15 protein-coding genes are annotated in these 20,339 nt (G+C 75.9%); 5 read left to right on the forward strand and 10 right to left on the reverse strand.

Translation table 11 applies throughout. From position 1 onward, the window contains the following. Position 1: 1 nt before the first annotated feature. Together BLT39_RS06040 and BLT39_RS06045 are read right to left on the reverse strand one after the other, a co-directional pair. Positions 2–550 (reverse strand): GNAT family N-acetyltransferase, encoded by a 549-nt coding sequence (locus BLT39_RS06040; protein ID WP_207507661.1) that lies wholly within the window; start codon positions 548–550, stop codon positions 2–4. Between the two features lie 23 nt (positions 551–573). Beyond that, positions 574–1,143, reverse strand: a complete 570-nt coding sequence (locus BLT39_RS06045) for an NADPH-dependent FMN reductase (RefSeq protein ID WP_091060461.1) — start codon at positions 1,141–1,143, stop codon at positions 574–576. 181 nt (positions 1,144–1,324) lie between these two features. Here BLT39_RS06045 and BLT39_RS06050 point away from each other — a divergent pair, with 181 nt between their 5' ends. After that, positions 1,325–2,341 carry a LacI family DNA-binding transcriptional regulator gene (locus BLT39_RS06050; RefSeq protein ID WP_165640168.1) on the forward strand — a complete coding sequence of 339 codons (1,017 nt, stop codon included), beginning with the start codon at positions 1,325–1,327 and terminating at the stop codon, positions 2,339–2,341. 17 nt (positions 2,342–2,358) lie between these two features. On the opposite strand, the gene BLT39_RS06055 is transcribed toward BLT39_RS06050, so the two are convergent. The 7 genes from BLT39_RS06055 to BLT39_RS06085 all read right to left on the reverse strand — a co-directional run bounded on the left by BLT39_RS06055 (position 2,359) and on the right by BLT39_RS06085 (position 13,143). Then, positions 2,359–3,015 (reverse strand): TetR/AcrR family transcriptional regulator, encoded by a 657-nt coding sequence (locus BLT39_RS06055; protein WP_091060468.1) that lies wholly within the window; start codon positions 3,013–3,015, stop codon positions 2,359–2,361. A 37-nt stretch (positions 3,016–3,052) separates the two neighbouring features. After that, positions 3,053–4,423, reverse strand: a complete 1,371-nt coding sequence (locus BLT39_RS06060) for a putative bifunctional diguanylate cyclase/phosphodiesterase (RefSeq protein WP_165640169.1) — start codon at positions 4,421–4,423, stop codon at positions 3,053–3,055. Next, the gene (locus BLT39_RS22290) at positions 4,420–5,052 is read right to left on the reverse strand and encodes a hypothetical protein (RefSeq protein WP_165640170.1); all 633 of its coding nucleotides are present in this window, start codon (positions 5,050–5,052) and stop codon (positions 4,420–4,422) included. Before BLT39_RS22290 ends, BLT39_RS06060 begins: the two co-directional genes overlap by 4 nt. A 34-nt stretch (positions 5,053–5,086) precedes the next feature. Then, positions 5,087–6,715 (reverse strand): methyl-accepting chemotaxis protein, encoded by a 1,629-nt coding sequence (locus BLT39_RS06070; RefSeq protein ID WP_091060479.1) that lies wholly within the window; start codon positions 6,713–6,715, stop codon positions 5,087–5,089. A gap of 299 nt (positions 6,716–7,014) precedes the next feature. Further along, entirely contained in the window at positions 7,015–7,599 is a 585-nt protein-coding gene (locus tag BLT39_RS06075) for a TetR family transcriptional regulator (RefSeq protein ID WP_165640171.1), read from the reverse strand. 235 nt (positions 7,600–7,834) lie between these two features. Next, the gene (locus BLT39_RS06080; RefSeq protein WP_091060485.1) at positions 7,835–10,534 is read right to left on the reverse strand and encodes a putative bifunctional diguanylate cyclase/phosphodiesterase; all 2,700 of its coding nucleotides are present in this window, start codon (positions 10,532–10,534) and stop codon (positions 7,835–7,837) included. Beyond that, positions 10,531–13,143 carry a putative bifunctional diguanylate cyclase/phosphodiesterase gene (locus tag BLT39_RS06085; RefSeq protein WP_091060488.1) on the reverse strand — a complete coding sequence of 871 codons (2,613 nt, stop codon included), beginning with the start codon at positions 13,141–13,143 and terminating at the stop codon, positions 10,531–10,533. The genes BLT39_RS06080 and BLT39_RS06085 overlap by 4 nt, the downstream gene beginning before the upstream one ends. A 516-nt stretch (positions 13,144–13,659) precedes the next feature. On the opposite strand from BLT39_RS06085, the gene BLT39_RS06090 reads away from it, so the two are divergent. Both BLT39_RS06090 and BLT39_RS22295 read left to right on the forward strand, forming a co-directional pair. After that, a complete protein-coding gene (locus BLT39_RS06090) occupies positions 13,660–14,520 on the forward strand; it encodes a hypothetical protein (protein ID WP_091060491.1) in 861 nt (286 codons plus the stop codon). Between the two features lie 67 nt (positions 14,521–14,587). Next, positions 14,588–14,749: a hypothetical protein gene (locus tag BLT39_RS22295; protein ID WP_165640172.1), complete on the forward strand. Its 162-nt coding sequence runs from the start codon at positions 14,588–14,590 to the stop codon at positions 14,747–14,749. Positions 14,750–14,760: 11 nt separating this feature from the next. Here the strand turns inward: BLT39_RS22295 and BLT39_RS06095 are convergent, their stop codons facing one another. Beyond that, the gene (locus tag BLT39_RS06095; protein ID WP_131801415.1) at positions 14,761–15,651 is read right to left on the reverse strand and encodes an alpha/beta fold hydrolase; all 891 of its coding nucleotides are present in this window, start codon (positions 15,649–15,651) and stop codon (positions 14,761–14,763) included. 154 nt (positions 15,652–15,805) lie between these two features. Here BLT39_RS06095 and BLT39_RS06100 point away from each other — a divergent pair, with 154 nt between their 5' ends. Both BLT39_RS06100 and BLT39_RS06105 read left to right on the forward strand, forming a co-directional pair. Next, positions 15,806–17,917: a hydantoinase/oxoprolinase family protein gene (locus BLT39_RS06100; protein ID WP_091061749.1), complete on the forward strand. Its 2,112-nt coding sequence runs from the start codon at positions 15,806–15,808 to the stop codon at positions 17,915–17,917. Further along, positions 17,914–20,238 carry a hydantoinase B/oxoprolinase family protein gene (locus tag BLT39_RS06105; RefSeq protein ID WP_091060498.1) on the forward strand — a complete coding sequence of 775 codons (2,325 nt, stop codon included), beginning with the start codon at positions 17,914–17,916 and terminating at the stop codon, positions 20,236–20,238. The genes BLT39_RS06100 and BLT39_RS06105 overlap by 4 nt, the downstream gene beginning before the upstream one ends. Positions 20,239–20,339 lie beyond the last annotated feature (101 nt).

Raw genomic sequence — 20,339 nt, forward strand, 5'->3', positions numbered from 1 at the left:
TTCACCAGAGGCTGCCGCGCCGCCAGTCGCAGACGAGTGCCAGCTCGGGGTCGAGGACGGCCGGGGTCTCCGGCGTCGGCAGCACGAAGACCCGGGACGCGTCCCCCTCGGTGCGGCCGTCTGGGGTGAAGGCGCACAGCGGGCCCCGCCACCGGGTCCAGCCGCGGGACTCGTAGAGGCCGACGCCGTCCTCGCTGGCGGCCAGCGCACCGAGCTCGTACCCGCCCCGGACCAGTCGCTCGACCTCGGTCATCAGCGCCGTCGCCAGGCCCTGCCGGCGGGCGTCGGCGGCGACCGCGACCGCCTCGACGTACCCGGTGCGCAGGGTCAGGTCGCCGGCCACGAGCTGCCGGCCGACCACCGCGGCGTGACCGACCAGGACGCCGTCCCGGCTGGCCAGCACGTGCAGCCCGCCCCGGGCGTGGCTCCAGTGGTCGTCGCGGAAGCCGTCGGTGAAGACGCCGTCCAGGAAGGTGCGCAGCTCCCGCAGCCCGTCCGGGCCCAGGTCCGCCGTCGGGACGGTGCGCAGGGTCGGCCGGGGGCTGGTCACCCCGACAGCCTCGCCGCTGCCGGTCAGCGGCGCACGGTCTGCAGACCCGCGGTCAGCCGGGCGATCTCGTCGAGCATCGCGGTGGCGCCGGCCTGCAGCTCGGCGTTGCCGGTGAAGACGCCGTCCTCGTCGATGAACTGGGTGAAGAACGGGATGGTGGCCGCCTCGACCACGGGGACGACGCGCAGCGCGCCGAGCACCGGCTTGAGCGCGGCCGCCGAGCGGGTGCCCGCGGAGACCCCGCCGTAGGAGACCAGGCCCGCGGCCTTGTCGGCCCACTCGTGGAAGAGGAAGTCGATGGCGTTCTTCAGCCCGCCCGGGATCGAGTGGTTGTACTCGGGGAAGACGAACACGAAGGCGTCGGCGCGGGAGATCGTCGCCGACCAGGCCTTGGTGTGCTCCTTCGTGTACTGGCCCAGCCGCGGGTGGTTCGGCTCGTCGAGCACCGGCAGGCCGGCGTCGGCCAGGTCGACCAGCTCGACCTCGAACCCGCCGTGCGCCTCCGCCTGCTCGGCCACCCAGCGGGCGACGGCGATGCCCTTGCGGCCGGGGCGGGTGCTGCCGGCGATGACCTGCAGGACGGGACGGGACACGGCGTGGCTCCTGGGGTCGCTCGGGAAGTCGTTGAGCCTTCAAACTACTCCGCAGCGCCCAGGTCGTCCCGGACGGCTCGTCCCCGGGTGGGTCGAGGTCCCGGTGCGCCATCCCGCCGGACCGAGACGGTGGCGTTCAGCAGCCCCTGCCGCGGCCCGGCCGGTGTGGCATGGTGCGTCGGTGACCGCATCGCCCCGGAAGGCCCGGGTGACCGGGGCCGACGTCGCGAAGCTCGCCGGGGTCTCGGCGGCCACGGTCAGCTACGTCCTGAACGACAAGCCGGGGCAGACCATCCCGGAGAGCACCCGGGCGCGGGTGCGCGAGGCCGCCGCCCAGCTGGGGTACCGCCCGAACGCGGCCGCCCGGTCGCTGCGGGTCGGGCGGTCGGACGTCGTGGTCGGCCTCATCCCGGACGTCGGCTACGGCGCCACCTTCCAGGGGCTCATGGCCGACCTGGCGGAGCAGCTCGCCCGCATGGGCCTGGCGCTGGTGCTGCACCCGGCACCGGCCGACGTCGGTCGGCTCCGGGACCTGCTCGTCACCATCAACCCGGTCGCCGTCGTCGGCCTGACCGCGGTGGCCGACGAGGTCGTGCAGATGCTGCAGGGTGCGGGGGTCCGGGTCGTCGTCGGCACCGCCCAGGCGCGGGGGTCGCGCCCGTGGGAGCTGCGGTTCGGGGGCGGGGAGTTCGGCGCCGCGCAGGCCGGGCACCTGCGTGCCCGCGGCCACGTGCGCATCGGTCTCGTCGCCTGGGCCCGGGAGTCCCCCTCGGCCACGGACCTGGGGCGGGCGGACGCGCTGCTGGCCGTCATGCGCGACGCCGGGCAGGCCGACGTCCCCGTGCTCAAGCTCCCGCAGGACCCGGCGGCGGCCGAGCCGGCCCTGCGGGACTGGCTCCTCGCCGAGCCCGACGTCACCGCCGTCGCGACGATGAGCGACGACGTGGCCGCCCTGGTCGTGTCCACGGCCGACCGCATCGGGGTGGCCGTCCCCGGGCGGCTCGCGGTCATCGGCGCCTACGACTTCCCGGTCTGCACCCTTGTGCGGCCCACCTTGTCCACCGTGCGGACCGACACCGCAGCCCTGATCGCCCGGTTCGCCGAGATCATCCGCGACGCGGTGCACGACCCGACGTCGCCGCTGCCCCCCGGCATCCCGGTGACGACGGCGACGGTCGTCCCGCGCGAGAGCACCTGAGCCCGGCGCCGTCCCGGTCAGGGCCGCAGCAGGGGGAGCAGGACGTCGTCCACGAGCAGCTCGACCTGGGCCGGGTCCTGCACCGAGCGCGTCGACCAGCGCCGGACCCACAGCGCCTCCACCACGGTGAGCAGTGCCTCGACGCGCTCGGCCGGGGGCTCGGGGGTGCTGCCGGACCGGCACGCCGCGGCGACCCGGTCCCGCAGCGGGTTCAGCAGCACGTCCTCGGCCGCCTGCCGCAGTCGCTCGTCCCAGGCGGCGTGGTGGAGCGCGACGACCGCCGTGCACTCGTGCGGGCTCAGGGGGTGCGCCAGCTGCCCGAGGACGGCGAGCAGCTGCGTACGGGTGTCGCCGTCCGGGGCGGGGGCGGCGGCGAAGGGGTCGGTCGCGGTGACGGCGTCGACCATCAGGTCGGGGACGTGCGGCCAGCGCCGGTAGATCGTGGCCTTGCCGACGCCGCCGCGCACGGTGATGGCCTCCACGGTGACCGAGCACCCGTCGGAGGCGAGGACGTCCTGCGTCGCGGCGATGATGCGCCCGGTGGCCTGCGGGTCCCGGGGGCGCCCGGTGCGTCGCCGGCCCGTGGGTGCCGCGTCCCCGGGGGGCACCGGCTCGTCCGACCGGTGCGCCCGGGGAGCGTTGCCCAGGCCGAACATCGTCTGCTGCGTCGTCACCGTGGCGCCTCTCGTCGGGTGGACGCCACTTTAAGCATTAAGTGGACGTTTCGGACCGCAGGAGCGCCGTCCACTGATCGACGGGGACAGGCCGACCGGTCAGGAAGCCCTGCACCCGGTCGCACTCGAGGTCGCGCAGCAGCGCCAGGTCGTCCTCGGACTCGACGCCCTCGGCGACGACGACGAGGCCCAGGTCGTGGGCCAGCCGGGTGCTGTGCCGGACGACGGCGGTGGCCGCCCGGTCCGCCGCCAGGCCCGCCACGATGGACCGGTCGAACTTCACCACGTCGATCGGCAGCCGGTGCAGCCACGCCAGCGAGCTGTAGCCGGTCCCGAAGTCGTCGATGGCCACCGTGCAGCCCTGCTCGCGGAGCGCCTGCAGGGTGGCCGCCGCGCGCACCGGGTCGGCCATCAGGGTGCCCTCGACGACCTCGAGGGTCAGGGCCGCCGCGGGCAACCCGTACCGCTCCAGGGCGCGGGCGACCTCGTCGGGGAACCCCGGGTGGTCCAGGTCCTCGGCCTCCAGGTTCACCGACACCGGCCGGGGGTGCTGCGGCCACCAGGTGGCCGCCGCGGCCAGGGCCAGGTCGAGGATGCGGGCGCCCAGGGCCCGGTGCAGGTGGGCGACGGCGGCGATCCGCAGGATCGTGCCCGGCCCGAGGGTGCCCCGCGCGGGGTGGTGCCAGCGCACCAGCGCCTCGCAGCTGTGGACCGCGGTCCCGGGCGCCGACGGCAGGAGCTCCAGCTGGGGCTGGAAGTGCAGGGCCAGCTCGGTGCCCCCGGGGGCCAGCGCGGTGTGCAGGTCGGCCACCCCCTGCAGCAGCTGCTCGGGCGGCACGGCCCGGCAGTCCGACCAGCTGTGCACGGCCAGCCCGCCGGGGTGGCGCTGCGCCAGGGCCAGGGCGACGTCGGCGCAGCGCAGCAGGTCCTCGACGACGGCGTCGGTCGGGCCGTCGGCCTCGGCCGGCGTGACCGGGTGGTCGAGCACCACCCCCACGTTGGCCCGCAGGTGCAGACGGCGGTCGCCGACGACGACCGGCCGGCTGACCTGGTGCTGGATCTGCTCGGCCAGCTGGTGGGCCGCCGACGGACCGGCCGCCGGCACGAGCACGGCGAAGTCGTCGCCGTGCAGGCGCAGGGCCACCCCCGCCTCGCCGACCAGGTTGCGCAGGGTGCCCGCCACCGAGACCAGCACGTCGTCCCCGGTGCGCTGACCGGCCTCGGCGTTGACCCGCCGGAAGTCGTCGATGTCGACGCACAGCAGGGTCACCGGCGCGGTGGCGCGGCGCAGGTGGGCGACCAGCGCCGAGCGCGCGGGCAGGCCGGTGAGCGGGTCGAGCCCGGCGCGGGGGGCCGGGACCCCGCGCCGTCCGCGCAGCCGGCCGACCGCCGGCACCGGGAGCCTCACCGGCGTGCTCCCCGGGGTGCCTGCAGGAGGGCGAGGGACCCGGTGCTCAGCAGGTCGCCCACGACCGCCCCCTGCAGCGCACCCGAGAGCACGCTCCACGTGCCGGCCAGCACCTCCCGCCGTCCCAGCCCGGCGGAGCGGAACGCCAGGACGCCGAGGAGCTGGGCACCCGCCGAGCTGCGCAGCCGGCCGCTGAGCGACGCAGCCCAGCACGCCTCGTGCAGCGCCGCGGTCCAGGCCGAGGGGTCCTGCGGCACACGGGCGGACCGGGTGCCGGGGTCGGTGACCGAGCCCAGCACCTGCAGCACGGCCGCCCGGTTCGGGCCCAGGGCCGTCGTCCGGGCGTCCGCGCAGCACGAGGCGCGGCCGGCGCCGGCGTCGTCCGTGCCGTCCGTGCCGTGGTCGGGGTCGTCGGCGGCCGCCCACGCGGACATCGCTGCGTCCGACAGCACGTCGGCGGCCAGCTGCGGCAGGTCACCGGGCTCGGCGCGGGTGCGCGCGGCCAGCTGCAGCAGGGTCGTGGTGTCGGCGGCCAGGCCGGCCAGCAGCGACCGCGCGACGGCCGGGCCGTCCGGTCGGAGCGCCAGCTCCAGGCCGAGGACGGCGGTGCTCAGGAGGGTGCGGGTCACGACGTCTCCGTCCGGGCCGGCGCGGTGGCGGTCATTAGGTGAAGCCGGCGACGCTGGTGCGCAGCTGGCCGGCCATCCGCGCGAGCTCGTCGACGGCGGTGCGGGTCTGGCCCAGGGCCTGCGAGGTGGAGTCGGCGGCCGCGGAGACCCCGGTGATGTTGTGCGCGATCTCGGTCGAGCCGGACGCCGCCTCGGTCACCGAGCGGGACATCTCCGCCGTGGTGGCCGTCTGCTCCTCCACGGCCGAGGCGATGGTCAGCTGGTAGCTGTTGATCTCCTCGATGACGGAGCTGATCCGTCCGATCGCCGCGACCGCGCCGTCGCTGTCGGCCTGGATGGTCTGCACCCGGCGGGCGATGTCCTCGGTGGCCCGGGCGGTCTCCTGCGCCAGCTCCTTGACCTCGTTGGCCACGACGGCGAAGCCCTTGCCGGCCTCCCCGGCACGGGCGGCCTCGATGGTGGCGTTGAGGGCCAGCAGGTTGGTCTGCTCCGCGATCGAGGTGATCACCTTGACGACGTCGCCGATCTCCCGCGAGGAGACGCCGAGCTGGGTGATGGTCACGTTGGTGGCCTGCGCCTGGGCGACGGCGTCGGCGGCGACCCGGGCGGCACCGTTGGCGTTCTGGGCGATCTCGCGGATGGAGGCGCTCATCTCCTCGGCGCCCGCGGCGACCGTGGCGACCGAGCGGGAGACCTCGTCGGCGGCGGTGGAGACGACGGTGGACTGCGCGCTGGTCTCCTCGGCCGACGCCGAGATCTGCGAGGCCGACGCGGACAGCTCCTCGCTGGAGGAGGCCACGGCGTCGGCTGCGCCGACCACGGAGGTCATCACGGTGCGCAGCGAGGCCACCGCACCGTCCAGCGCGGCCCCCATCTGCCCGAGCTCGTCCCGGGTGCGCAGCCCCACCGTCGTGGTCAGGTCCCCGGCGGCCAGGGCCTCGGCGGCCGTCCGCACCCGGCGTAGCCCGCGGGTGAGGCCGTTGGCCACCGCCAGACCGACGGCGACCGCGACGACCACCCCGACCCCGAGCACCAGCAGCGAGGTGAGCCGGGCCGAGGAGGCCTGGGCGGCGGCGTCGTCGGCGGCGGCCGCCGCCTCGTCGGCCTCGCCGGCCGACAGGTCGTCGATGATGCCCATCGCCTGGGTCAGCAGGGTCTGGGTCCCGTTCGCGGCCACCCAGCCGGGCACGTCGCCGGCCTCGGCCAGGGGCTGCAGCGTGGTGTCCTGGAACTGCTCCCACTGGTCCACCAGGCCGGAGATCCGGCCGACCTCGTCGGCGGCGGCCCCGTTGCCGTTGGCCTGGTAGGCGGCGATGTCGGTGCGGAAGGTCCGCAGGTCCGCGGTGACCGCGTCCAGCGCGGTCTGGGTGTCGGTGCCGGACGCGGCGAGGATGGCGTTGCGGGCGTCGATGCGGGTCTCGCGGAGGTCCGCGGCCGCCGTCGCCAGGAGCTGCGTCGACCGCAGGTTGGAGGAGTAGATGTCCTGGCTGGTCCGCGCGGTGTCGGCGAGGGCGAGCAGTCCGGTGACGCCGACGGTGCCGGCGACGAGGGCGCCCACGCCGACCGTGGTGAGGACCTTCGTCGCGACGCCGCGGTCGCCCCACCAGCGACCTCGGGTCGTGGTGGTGGTCGCGGCGGCGTGCTGGGGCGCGGGTGCGGACATGGCGGTACTCCCTCTCGCGGTCCACGACGGTCGGCGGGTGCCGGTGGTGGCCGGGGGAGAGGTCGGACGGTCCGCTGAATCGTTTGAGCCGAGCGCCGAGAACGCGCGGCGGAAACGCGCAGAAGCGGAACCGGGGGCCTCCGGACGGCGCCCCGGGCCGCGGGCCGGGCGCGGGCCGAGGTCCCTCGCGGGGCGCTGACCTGCGCCGACGTCGCCGCCAGCGCAGTGCGGTCCCGCCCGGGGGACGGCACGCGGGTCGCCATGTCGATCCGCGTGCGGACGATGACCGCGGGGGCCGGTCAGTCCTGCTGCGGCGCGCGGAGCACGGGCAGGAGCGCCCGCTCGACGACCGTCAGGACCTCCGGGCCGGTCAGCGGGGCCCGCTCCTCGACGAACCGGGACCACCACAGCGCCCGCAGCACCTTGTCCACCCAGGCCTCCCGCCCGGCGGGCACCGCCCGGCCGCGGGCGCGCTCCGCGGCGACGGCGCGGGTCACGGCGGCGGTCAGGGGCCGGCGGACCACCTCGTCGAGGGCGGTCTGCACGGCCAGGCTGGTGCGGGCCTCGCCGACCAGGGCGGCCGCGGCGCGCTCCTCCCGGTCGAGCTCCCTGGTCCACGGGTGCATCAGCGTGGCGAGGTCGCCGACGAGGGAGCCGGTGGTCGGTGCGGTCGGCACCAGCGTGCAGCTGCGCAGGGCGTCGGCGGCGAGGTGGTGCATGTCCGGCCAGCGGCGGTAGACCGCCGCCCGCCCGGCGCCCGCCCGGGAGGCCACCCGTTCCACCGTCAGCAGCGACATGCCGCCCTCGGCGAGGACGTCGACCGCCCCGTCCAGCAGCCGCTCCGTCAGCTCCTCGTCGCGGGGCCGTCCGCTGCGCCCGAGCACGCCACGGGGGGTCCGCCGGGGGCCCCGGCCCCCGGCCACCGGTGCTCCCGCGCTGCACCGCGGGTCCACGGGAGGGGAGGTCATGGTCACGCTCCTCCGCACCGGCGCACGACAGCGGGCGCCGGTGGTCAGGCCGGGCGACGCCCGTTGGTCGACGCCGCACCGGTCCGGTGGACGGCATCGTAGAGCGCGAGGACCCCGGCATCGACCTCCGCCGGGCCGGGGGGCGGCGACGTCAGACCGAGGAGGCCGCGCTCCCGGCTGCTCGGCGGTCCGGCCGGCGCGGGGCCGGGACGGTCGCCGGGGCCAGCAGGACGCGCCCCGCCTCGTCGGCCGGCAGGGGACGGCCGGTCCACCAGCCCTGGGCGTGGTCGCACCGCTCGTCCTGCAGGCGGGCCCACTGCCCGACGTCCTCCACGCCCTCGGCGACGACGGTGAGGCCGAAGGTGTGCGCGGCCTTGATCATGAGGGCGACGAGCTGGTCGTGGCCGGGCTCGGTCGAGCCGACGAAGCTGCGGTCGATCTTCAGGGTGTCCACCGGCAGGTTCCGCAGCTGGCCGATCGAGGTGTACCCGGTGCCGAAGTCGTCGATGGCGACCGAGACGCCCAGGGCCCGCAGGGCCGCCAGGTGCTCGGCGGCGACGGGGTCGTCGACCAGCACGGTCTCGGTCACCTCGAGCACCAGCAGGTGGGCGGGCAGCCCCGCGTCGGCCAGGGCGCGGGCGACGTCGTCGACGACGCGGCGGTCGGTCAGGTGCCGGCCGGACAGGTTGACCGCCATCGTCACCCCGTCCGCGGCACCCGCGGCCCGCCACGCGGCCAGCTGCCGGGTGGCCTCGCCGAGGACCCAGCGGTCCAGGTCGCAGACCAGCCGGCTCGCCTCGGCGACGGGGACGAAGGAGTCCGGCGGCACCATCCCGTGGCCGGGGCGGTCCCAGCGCACCAGCGCCTCGAACCCGGCGACCTCGGCCGACTCGACGTGCACGACCGGCTGGTAGTGCACCCGGAACTCCCCGGCCGCCAGCCCTGCCGCGATCGCGCGCTCGAGCTCGGCGTGGGCGCCCAGCTGGGCCCGCAGCGCGTCGTCGAAGACCTCCGCGCGGCCGCGGCCGTGGGCCTTGGCCCGGTGGACGGCCGTGTCGGCCTCGGCCAGCAGGGCGGCGGCGTCCACGGCGGCGTCCCGGCTGACCGCGACGCCGATGCTGACGCCCACGGCGACGCGGTGGCCCTGGGCGGTGATCGGCCGTGCGACGGTGGCGATGAGGCGCTCGGCGAGCTCGACCAGGTCGGCCTCGGCCTCGACCGGCTCCACCAGGACGACGAACTCATCCCCGCCGAGCCGGCAGACGACGTCCCCGCCGCGCAGCTGACCGCGCAGCCGGCGGGCGACCTCGCGCAGGACGTCGTCCCCGCAGTCGTGGCCGCAGGAGTCGTTGACGGCCTTGAAGCCGTCCAGGTCGCAGAACAGCAGCCCGACCATGGCCCCCGACCTGCGCCCGCGGTTCAGCGCGGCCGCGGTCAGCGCCAGGGCCTGGGCGCGGTTGGGCAGGTCGGTGAGCGGGTCGTGGGCGGCCTGGTGGGCCAGTGCCGACTGCAGCTCCTCGCGGTGGCGGACCGAGGCCACGATCTGCTGCACCGAGGCGTGCACGACCGCGCCCAGCGGTCCGGGCAGCGGCTCGGCCAGCAGCACGTTGGTCAGGTCGCCCTCGGCGACGGCGCGGGCCTGGTCCTGGATGCGCCGCAGGCTGCCGACCGCCGTCCCCAGGGCCGCACCGACGGTGCGCACCTCGCGGGGGCCGCGGGTGCCCACCTCGACGAGCTCGCCGTGGCTGACCTCGGCGGCCCGGGCGGCCAGCTGACCCAGCGACCGGCCGATGGTGCGGGCGAGCAGCGCCGCGCTCAGCGCGGCGAGCGCGACCAGCACCCCGGCCCACACCAGGGTGGCGGTGGAGCGGTCGGTGGCGGCGTCGGCGTCCTGCTCGGCCAGGGCCAGGGCGCGCTGGAACGCCGTGCTGGACAGGGCCGCGGTGTCGGTGTCGCGGGTCTCGCGCTGCACCACCAGCGACACGACCTGGAGCACGGTGGGGACAGCGCCCGGCGGGGTGGCCGCCGGGTCCAGCGCCCGGTCGAGGCCCTGCACGGCCGGGGTGGCGGTGAACTCCCGCCACTGCGCCGTGGTGGTGGGGTCGGAGAGCCCGTCGAGCTGGGCGCGGGCGTCGGTGTAGGCCATCCAGCCGGTCTCCCAGCCCAGCCGCGACCCGATCAGCGAGCCGGCCTGCTGGTCGATCATCGAGCCCAGGTACAGCGGCATCTGCCGGGACGCGGCCTGGGCGTAGCCGGCCACGAGCTGGGCGTCGGCGATCGCGGCACGGGTGCCGGCCGGGGTGCCGCCGGCGCCGGCCTCGGCGGCGGTGCGGCGCTCGGCGGCCATCAGCCGGTCCGACAGCGACACGTAGTCCAGGTAGAGCTGGTGCAGGCCCTGGGTGCTGACCTCCGCGGTGCGCCGCACGTCGGCCAGGTCGGTGCGCACGTCGGCGGCCAGGTCGGGGCGGCGGTCGGCGAGCGCGTCCAGGGCGGCGTCGGTGGCGGCCCGGTAGCTGGTCTGCAGGCCGGCGACGAGGGGGCGCTGCGCGGCGACCTGGGGGAGGGGCAGGCCGATGGCCTCGATGGTGGCCGGGCTGTCCATGGCCCACAGCAGCAGTGCCCAGACGGCCTCGTTCTCCGTGGTCCGCCGGGCCTCGTCGACCAGCGCGGTCACCTGCACGGCGTCCTCGGCCTGCAGCGCGCCGCGCGCCTCGGTGCGGCGGGTGTCGACGATGATCGAGCTGAGCACGACGACGCCCGCGAGGGGCACGCCGACCAGGGCGGTCAGGTAGGCCCACAGCGGGACGCCGCGCCGGGTCCGGCGGGGCCGCCGGCGGCCGGTGCCGGTCACGCCTGCGCGCCGGCCGCGCCGGCGGCGATGCGGGCGGCGGCGACCTGCTGGTCGGCGACGTCCCGCTCCACGGCGGCGGAGAACAACCAGCCCTGGGCCGAGCTGCAGCCCTGGGCCTGCAGCTGCTCGCGCTGGTGGGCGGACTCCACGCCCTCGGCGACCACGTCGAGCCCCATGACCCGGGCGAGCTCGAGCAGCCCCCGGACGACCGTGGACGGCGGGCCGTCGGGATCCATGCCGCTGATGAAGGACCGGTCGATCTTGAGGACGTCGACCGGGAAGTGCCGCAGGTGCGCCATGGAGGAGTAGCCGGTGCCGAAGTCGTCCACCGCCAGCCGCACCCCCAGGTCGCGCAGCGCGTGCAGGGTGCGGGTGGCCTGGTCGGTGTCGAGCACCAGGGCGGTCTCGGTGAGCTCCAGGCACAGCGCGTGCGGCGGCAACCCGCTGTCGGCCAGGGCGCCGGCGACCTGGGTCACCACGTCGTCGGACCGGAGCTGGCGCACCGAGAGGTTGACCGCGATGCCCGGCCCCGGGCCGGTGCCGGCCCACCACGCCGCGGCGGCGGTGCACGCCTCCCGCAGCACCCAGGCGCCGATCGCCTCGATGTGGCCGGTCTCCTCGGCGATCGGGACGAAGGTGGTCGGGGCGACGTCCCCGAGCACGGGGTGCTGCCAGCGCAGCAGGGCCTCGAAGCCCTCCAGCTGACCGGTGCCCAGGTCGACGACCGGCTGGTAGACCACGCGCAGCTGGCCCGCGGCCAGCGCACCGGGCAGGTCGGCGGTCAGCCGGGTGCGCAGCAGCAGGTCGGCCCGCATCCGCGGTTCGAAGACCAGGACCCGCCCCTTGCCGGCCGCCTTGGCCGCGTACAGGGCCGCGTCGGCGTCGCGGAGCAGCGTCGTGGGCGTGCACTCCCCGTCGGGGGTGGCGGTCACCAGGCCGATGCTCACGCCCACCCGCACGGTGCGGCCGGCGACCTCGTAGGGCAGCGACAGCCGGGCGAGCAGGCGTTCGGCGACCGCCAGGTGGTCACCGCCGGTGTCGGGGGCCTGCCCGTCCAGCAGCACGGCGAACTCGTCCCCGCCCAGGCGCGCCACCGTGTCGCCCGGGCGCACGTGGGCGGTCAGGCGCTCGGCGACCAGCTGCAGCAGCGCGTCCCCGGCGGGGTGCCCCAGGGTGTCGTTGACGTTCTTGAACCCGTCGAGGTCCATCGACAACAGCGTCGGGTCGACGCCGGTCCGGGCGCTGCGGGCGAGGGCGTGGGTGATGCGGTCGTCGAACAGGGCACGGTTGGCGGCGCCGGTGAGGACGTCGTGGAAGGCCTGGTGGGCCAGCTCGTCCTGCACCCGCCGGCGCTCGGTGACGTCCTGCATGGTGACGACGAGGCCGGCGAGGTCCGGGTCGGCGGTGCGGTCGACCACCCGGACCTCGACCCAGGTGCCCAGCGCGCCGGGCAGCTCGACGACCTCGGGGTGCCCGGGGTGCAGCAGGGCCCGGTCCAGCACCGCCTGCCGGCCGGCGGGGTCGGTCCGACCGACGCCGGACCAGGTGGGCGAGGCGTCGGGCAGGCCGGGTCCCCGCAGGGGTGCGCCGTCCCGGTCGACGACCACGAGGGCGTCGGCGGCGTCGACGGCCAGGGCGCTCGAGCGGCGCGCCCGCAGCTCCAGGGCCTGGCGCAGCTCGGCCTGCTGGTGGGACAGCCGGTCCGCGCGCAGGAAGGCCAGCACCAGCATGGTGAGGGTGACGGCGACGCCGGGCAGGGGGTCCACGGCGGACCCGTCGAGCCGGCCGACGACGGCCACCACGCCAGGGACGGCGAGGGGTGCCAGGGTCACCGCCAGCTGCGCGCGGGACACCGGCAGCGCCACCCGGGGGGAGGGGTCCGGCCCGGACCGGCCCGCGCCGGCGGCCCACAGCGACCCGGCCAGCGCCAGGGAACCGATGGTCCACCCGGTGTCGAGCACGGTGGAGTCGCCGGCGGCGAACAGGTAGCCCATGTCGGCGAGGAACCAGGCCGAGGCGCCGGTGGCCACCAGGCCGGCCTCGACGCGCAGGGAGGAGCGCGCGAAGAACAGCCGCGCCACCAGGGCGACCAGCCAGGCGTCCAGGACCGGGTAGCCGGCCATGACGACGCGGTCCAGGGACGGCAGCCCCGCTGCGCCGATGCTGTGCTGGAGGACGACCACGTACTCCAGGTGGAGCACGAACAGGAACACCGCCGCGGTGTCGACCAGGCGGTCCACCCGGGAGCCCTCGACCGTGCGGGCCAGGACCCGCCGCAGGCCCATGCCGACGGCGACGTAGGAGAGCAGGTAGGCGATGTCGGCCACCGACACGTCGGTCGGTGCGCCCCGCCAGGTGAGCACCTGCCAGACCCAGTCCCCCAGGGCCGACAGCGTCACCCCGGCCGCCGTCCACGCGCCGGCGCGGGAGCCGCCGAGCACCGCCCCCCAGGCCAGCACCGCTGCGCCGGTCACCACCAGCAGGTAGAGCAGCTCGCTGGTCGTGCCGGCGGGCACCAGCAGCCGCACCACGGCGGCGACCAGGAGCAGCCCGAAGGCCCACCGGGTCGGGCGGGGGACCGCGGTGGTCCAGGCACGGCGCTCGGGCAACTGCGGCTCCTCCACGGAAGCGGGTGGGGACGGTGCGGACGGTGGGGGATCGGCTCCCGACCAACGGTCTTGACCGTTCCGGGATCAGAACCCCCGCAATGGGGTGCTCGGCGGGATCAACGACCAGCCGGGGCCGACCTTGAGCACAGCGCGCAATCTCCGCGGCGGGCCGACGCCGTTCCGGTTCGTCGTGCAGCGGTGCCCTGCGGTCCCGGCGGCCGGCGCCGCCGTCCGGTCCGACCGGGCCCCGGCCCCCTGAGCAGCGGAATCGTCAGACGCATCGCGGCCGGGGGGCGGGACGGCGGACCCCCGGGCGCCCTCGGCGCCCGTGTCGACATGGCTCCTCCGCCGGGTCGACCATCCGGAACGCCCCTGATCTGTTCACGCCCGGTCGGCGGACTGCGCTCAAGCGCGGGCGGCGGGAGCCGATCGGTGGGGGACCAGGCGCACCGGTCGGCGACCGCGCGCCTGCGCCGTCCACCCGAGACCGAGGTGACGCCAGCGGAGGAGGAACCCGTGGGCTACACGCTGCTGAACCCCAGCGCCGTCGGCTTCGACGTCGTCCGACGTCCGGCCGCGGCGCGGGTCGCGTCGGTGCTCCTCGTCGCAGCCACCGCGACACCGGCCCTGCTGGCGGACCTCGCCGCCCGGCACCCCCTGGTGGGGCTCCCCGCCGGCCCGCGCCGCGCAGCGCTGGCCGAGTCGGTGCAGATGCGCGAGATCCGGGCCGCCTCCTTCCCCGTCCTGTCCGCCGGCGACGACGGCGGGCGGCCGGTGGTCCAGGCGGACCCCGGCGGGTGGGACTCGTTCGCGCTCGGGGGTGCCCACGAACTCGGCCCGTACGTCTGCGAGCAGCTGCTCGGCCCCGGGGCGCTCCCGCCCGTCGACCCGGACGACGTCCGCGTGCTGGCCGCCGACCTGCTGGCCGAGGCGGTCGTCGGCGCGTGGACGGCCGGCGCGACCGAGCCCGCCGACGACCTCTACCGGACCGTCCGGCAGGCGGCGTCCACCGCCGGTCGCCCCGCGGGCCTCGGGCCGAACGCGGTCCGGGTCGTCGCGCTGCTCGACGGGCTGCCCACCGGGACCCGGGGCTGCGGGGCGTTCCTCCGCCGGACCCGGGGGACCGCCGACCCGGTCGAGTGGGCGACGGCCATGCAGGAGGCGGCCTGGGCGGCCTGGCTGTCGGGCCGGGAGCGGCCGGCGGTGGCGGCCCAGATGCTCGCCGTCATCGCCCTGGCGGACCGGGGCATCGGCGCGGGGGACCTCGCCGCCCGGGTGTGGAACCTGGTGTCGGGGATGGTGGCCGTCGCGGTCGTGCAGGACCTGCTCCCCGACGCGACCGTGGCGGCCCTGGCAGGTCCGGCACCCGACTGGTGAGCGACGCAGGCGTCGAATCCTCCACGCTCGCGTAGACAGGGGCGGCGGGGTGGACGACAGTGCTGGCATGACGACGTCCCGGGACCTGCTCGAGCTCATCGCCGACTTCGTCGAGGCCAGGTCCGGCGACGGGGCCTCGCCCGACGACCTGCAGGCGATCGCCCAGCGCTTCGACGTGGCGCTGACCGAGGCGGTCATCGACCGCGCCAGCGTGCAGAACGAGGCCTGACCGGGCCGCGATCAGGCGGTCGCCCCGGGGGCGAGGCCCGCCGCGGCGGCGACCTGCACCAGGACCTCGGCGAGGGCCCGGGGTCGCGTGCTCTGCACCGAGTGGGTCGTCCCCGGGAGCCGGTGCACGCGCACGGCCGGGACCAGGCGGCGCAGACGCTCCAGGTCGCCGGGCGGCACGAAGGACCCGTGCGCGGCCAGCACGAGGTGCAGCAGGGGTGCGAGCTGCTCGAGCTCCGGCCACAGGTCCTCGAACGAGCCCACCCGGGCGCCCGGGTCCGCCGTCCAGGCCCGGTCGCCGTCGCCGGCGTCCCGGGTCGCGTGCCAGATGCTGTGCCGCAGGGGTGCGGGGTCGCGCTCGGGGGACAGCCGGTGCACCTGCTCGACGAGGTCGTCGAGCGGGGCCCGGGCCAGCCGCTGGGCGGCCCCGACCGTGCTGCCCGGCGGGACCGTCGACCCCGGGCTGACGTCCACCAGCACGAGTGCCCGCAGGTCGGGCAGCGAGGCGGCGAGGTCGAGGGCCACCATGCCGCCCAGGGACATCCCGACGAGCACGCGGCAGCCGGGGGCGAGCTCGGTCACCGCGCGGCGCACGGCCGGGGCCAGGCGCCGGGGTGAGTGGTCGTGGTCGGCCGTCCACGGGGACCGGCCGTGCCCCGGCAGGTCCACCGCCACGCCGGCCAGGCCGGCTGCCGCCACGGTGATGTCCCAGGTGTGGGCGTTCTGGCCGCCCCCGTGCAGGAGGACCACGCCGGGCCGGCCGGTCCCGTAGCGCAGTGCGGACAGCCCGCTCCCGGCGGTGACGCGGGTGATCGTGAAGCCGTCGACCGGCACGCCGAAGGAGTGGGCGGCGGCGGCGAGGTGCTCGCGCTCGGGGTCGGTGCGCTCGGGGGTGGCGGGCATGCGGTCCTCCCGGTCCGGGCCACGTGGCCGGGCGGTCTCCGCGGTCCGGGAGAGCACCCCCTTGACGTGACGAAGGCAACGTCGAAAAATCTACGTGCATGTCAACGGGCTGGCCAGCGAAGGCCGGACGGGCATCGAGCACAAGGAGCGCACCGTGGCGTACGTGATCGGGGTGGACGTCGGAGGGACGTTCACCGACGCGGTTCTCGACGACGACGCGGGGACGATCCTCGCGGCCAAGACGCCGTCCACCCCGCCGGACTACTCCCGCGGCGTCCTCGACGTCCTCGGCCTGCTCGCCGACCAGCTGGGGCGGCCCCTGGAGGACGTCCTCGCCGACACCCACCACATCGCGCACGGCACGACCTCGTCGCTGAACGCCCTGGTCATGGGCAACGTCCCGCCGGTCGGCTTCCTCACCACCGTCGGGCACCGCGACTCGATCTACATCATGAACGTCGAGGGCCGGTACCTGGGCAGCTCGCCGCACGAGCTGCAGCACGTGCTGGGCCAGACCAAGACCCACGGCCTGCTGCCCAAGCGGCACGCCCTGGAGGTGCGGGAGCGCATCGACCGCGACGGCACCGTCGTCGTCCCCCTGGACGAGGAGCACGCCCGTCAGGCCATCCGCACCCTGCTGGACGACGGCCTGCGGGCGATCGCGGTGTCGCTGCTGTGGTCCTTCCGCAACCCCGTCCACGAGCAGCGGCTGCGCGAGCTGGTGCACGAGATCGACCCCGACGTCTTCGTGTCGCTGTCCAGCGAGGTCAGCCCGCGGATCCGGGAGTTCGCCCGCAACGCCACCACCATCATGAGCACCCAGATCGGGCCGGGCCTGCGCGACTACCTGGGCACCCTGGAGGACGGGCTGCGCAGCCGGGGCCTGACCGGCCCGCTGCTGGTGATGCAGAGCAACGGCGGCGCCGTCGCGGCCCGGCAGGCCCCGGCCACCGCCATCAGCACCGTCGGGTCGGTGCTCACCGGCGGGGTCATCGGCTCGGTGGCCCTGGGCGAGCAGCTGGGCCACCGCAACATCATCTCCACCGACGTCGGCGGCACCACGTTCCTCGTGGGGCTGATCGTCGACGGCGAACCGGTGCGCGAGACCACCACGGTCATCAACCACCACCCGGTCAACGTGCCCACCCTCAAGGTGCACGCCATCGGCTCCGGCGGTGGCGCGATCGCCTGGCTGGACGCCGGCGGCAACCTGCAGATCGGCCCGCACAGCGCGCAGGCCGTCCCCGGCCCGGCCTGCTACGACCAGGGCGGCACCGAGCCCACCAACACCGACGCCAACCTGGTGCTGGGCATCCTCCCCGAGCGCGGCCTGCTGGGCGGCCGCAAGCCGCTGTCGCTGGAGAAGGCCCGCGAGGCCATCCGCAGCCGCATCGCCGACCCGCTGGGCCTCTCCGTCGAGGACGCCGCCGCGGCCATCTACGCGGTGCAGAACGCGCAGACCGGCGACCTGCTGCGCAAGACGGTCGTCGAGGCCGGCCACGACCCCCGCGACTTCGTGCTCTACGCCTTCGGCGGTGCCGGCCCCGCCCACTGCGGTGCCTACGCCGCCGAGGTCGGCGTCGGCGAGGTCGTCGTCCCCCTGGGCCAGGTCGCCTCCGCGTTCTCCGCCTACGGCCTGGCGTCGTCGGACATCGTGGTGGCCGCGGAGCTGTCCGACCCGGCCGCGATGCCGCTGGACCCGGTCCAGGTGGAGAAGAACTTCGCCGAGCTCGAGACCCGGGTGCGCGAGTCGCTGGAGCGCCAGGGCGTGCAGTACACCTCGGTGGACACCGAGCGCGAGATCGACATGCGCTTCTCCATGCAGCTGGCCGAGCTGGCCGTGCCCGTGCCGGCCGGCCCGGTCGACGAGGGCGTCGTCGCCGCCACCGGCGCCGCCTTCGAGCAGCGCTACGCCGACCTGTTCGGGGCCGGCACCGGGTTCGCCGCCGCCGGCATCCAGGCCATCACCTACCGGGTCCGGGGCACCGGCGTCCTGCCCTTCTCCCCGCGGCTGCCCGAGCTCGCCGCGGCCGAGGACGACGGCCCCGAGCCGATCGCCCACCGGCCGGTCAACCTGGCGAACGGGGCGGGCTTCGTCGACACCCCCGTCTACGACTACCGGACGCTGCGGGCCGGCCACGTCCTCCAGGGGCCGGCCGTCGTCGAGGTGCCCACGACGACCGTCGTCGTCCCCGCCTCGACCACCGGCACCGTCGACCGGCTCGGCAACCTGACCATCACCCCCCGCGAGGAGACCTCCCGATGAGCATGCCCATCCCCGGCTCGGAGCGGTTCAGCAGCCGACCGGTCGACCCCGCCGAGCTCGCCGCCTCGCTGCCGGCCACCCTGCCGGTGCACACGGTCACCCAGGAGCAGATCGACGGGCTGGACCCGCTGACCTACGAGGTCATCCGGCACCGCCTGTGGTCGGTCACCGACGAGATGGGCGAGGCCCTCAAGCGGATGTCGGGCTCGCCGATCGTCACCGACGCCAACGACTTCGACTTCGCCATCAGCGACGAGCTGGGCCAGGAGGTCCAGGTCGGGCTGTACAACACGATGCTGGTCGGCGCCGTGGACCTGGCCGTCTACTGGACGCTGCGGCACCGGTCGACCAACCCCGGCATCGCCGAGGGCGACATGTTCCTGTGCAACGACCCCTGGGTCGGTGGCGGCCTGCACCAGAACGACGTCATCGTGTTCCAGCCCGTCTTCGTCGAGGGGGAGCTCTTCGCCTGGACCAGCGCCATCGCGCACGAGCCCGACCTGGGCGGTGTCGGGCTGGGGTCGTTCTCGCCCGGGGCCACCGACGTGTTCTCCGAGGCGCTGCCCACCCCGCCGGTGAAGGTGGTGCGCGGCTTCGAGCTGCAGGACGACGTGGCCGACCTGTGGGTCCGCCGCTCCCGCGTGCCGATGCTCGTCGGGCTGGACCTGCGGGCCAAGATCGGGGCCAACAGCATCGGCCGGCAGCGGCTGCTCAGCGTCATCGAGCAGTACGGCGCCGACACGGTCAAGGCCGTGATGAAGCGGATGATGGCCGACGCCGAGTCGCGGCTGCGGGACAAGCTGCGGGCGCTGCCCGACGGCACCTGGAAGGCCACCGGCTACCAGGACCAGTCCCACTCCGGGGACCGCGCGCTGCACAAGATCACCGTCGCCATGAGCAAGCAGGACGACCACCTGACGTTCGACTTCACCGGCACCGACCCGCAGTCGGGCGTCATCAACTGCACCTACGCCGGCATGCGCGGCGGCGTCATCTCCGCGGTGCTGCCGATCCTGGCGGGCAACATCCCGTGGTCGGCCGGCGGGCTCATGCGGTGCTTCGACCTGGTGGCCGAGGAGGGCACGATCAACAACGCCACCTTCCCGGCCGCGGTCAGCCGGGGGCCCATCGGCCCGGCGTGGTTGACCGGCTCGCTGGTGGCCGAGTGCCTGTCCCAGATGCTGGACCGGTCGGTGGACCAGGAGCGCAGCGTGCAGGCCACCTGCTGCGGCACCTGGGACACCGCGGTGATCGCCGGGCTCGACGAGCGCGGCGCCCAGCCCGTGCCCTTCCTCAACCTGCTCATGGAGCCCATGGCGGGTGGCTACGGCGCCCGGCCGGGGGCCGACGGCATGGACACCGGCGGTCTGTTCTGCATCCCGATGGGCCGCATCCCCGACACCGAGATGACCGAGTACCTCTACCCGCTGCTGACCCTGTGGCGGCGGGAGGAGCCCGACTCGGGTGGCCCCGGCCGCCACCGCGGCGGCGTCAGCGCGTCGCTGGCGGTGACCCCCTACGGCACCAGCGTGCCGATGGGCCTGGTGCTGGCCTCGGCCGGCAAGTCGGTGGCGCAGAACAACGGCCTGGCCGGCGGCTACCCGGGCAACACCGGGCTCGAGGTGCTGGCCCGCGGCGCGGACATGGCCGCCCGCCTGCAGCGCGGTGAGCTGCCGGCCGACCTGGAGCAGGTGGGCGGCGACCAGGAGTTCGGGGCCTGCTACGCCGAGTCCTACCTGGCGCCGGGCGACGTGTTCTACATGCACTGGCAGGGCGGCGGGGGCTACGGCGACCCGCTCCTGCGCGACCCGGCGGCGGTCGCCCGGGACCTGGCCGAGTTCAAGGTGACCGGGCACGGCGCGCAGCAGGTCTACGGCGTCGTCCTCCGCGACGGCCAGGTGGACGACGCGGCCACCGACGAGCTGCGGGACCGCATGCGGCAGGAGCGCCGCGACCGGAGCTCCTCGGTCCAGGAGGCCCCGTCGATCGACCTGGCCACGGCGCGCCGGCTCGACGACAACCTCGTGGAGGGCCAGCACGACGGGGCACCCGTCGTGGGCTGTGGGCACTGCGGGCGGGTGCTCGGCGACGCGCGGGCGGACTCCCGGCTGTCGCTGGCCCACTTCGACGGCCCGTCGTCGGCCGCGGGACCCCAGGTCACCTCCGACCCGGCGCTCTACGTGGACGACGAGGTGGTGTTCCGGCAGTTCAGCTGCCCGGGCTGCGCCACCGCGATCTACTCCGGCGTGGTCCCCGCGGCGCACGAGGACCACGCGCTGGCACTGCACCGGCTGCTGGCGGCGGCCCCGACCGGGGCCTGAGCAGCACGGACACCGCCGCGCAGGGGCCGACCACCCGGTCCCTGCGCGGCGGTGCGCCGTCCGGCCCGGGACTAGAGTCCGTGACCAGCCACCGGCGGAAG

This window comes from Klenkia brasiliensis (assembly GCF_900100695.1).
GTDB lineage: Bacteria > Actinomycetota > Actinomycetes > Mycobacteriales > Geodermatophilaceae > Klenkia > Klenkia brasiliensis.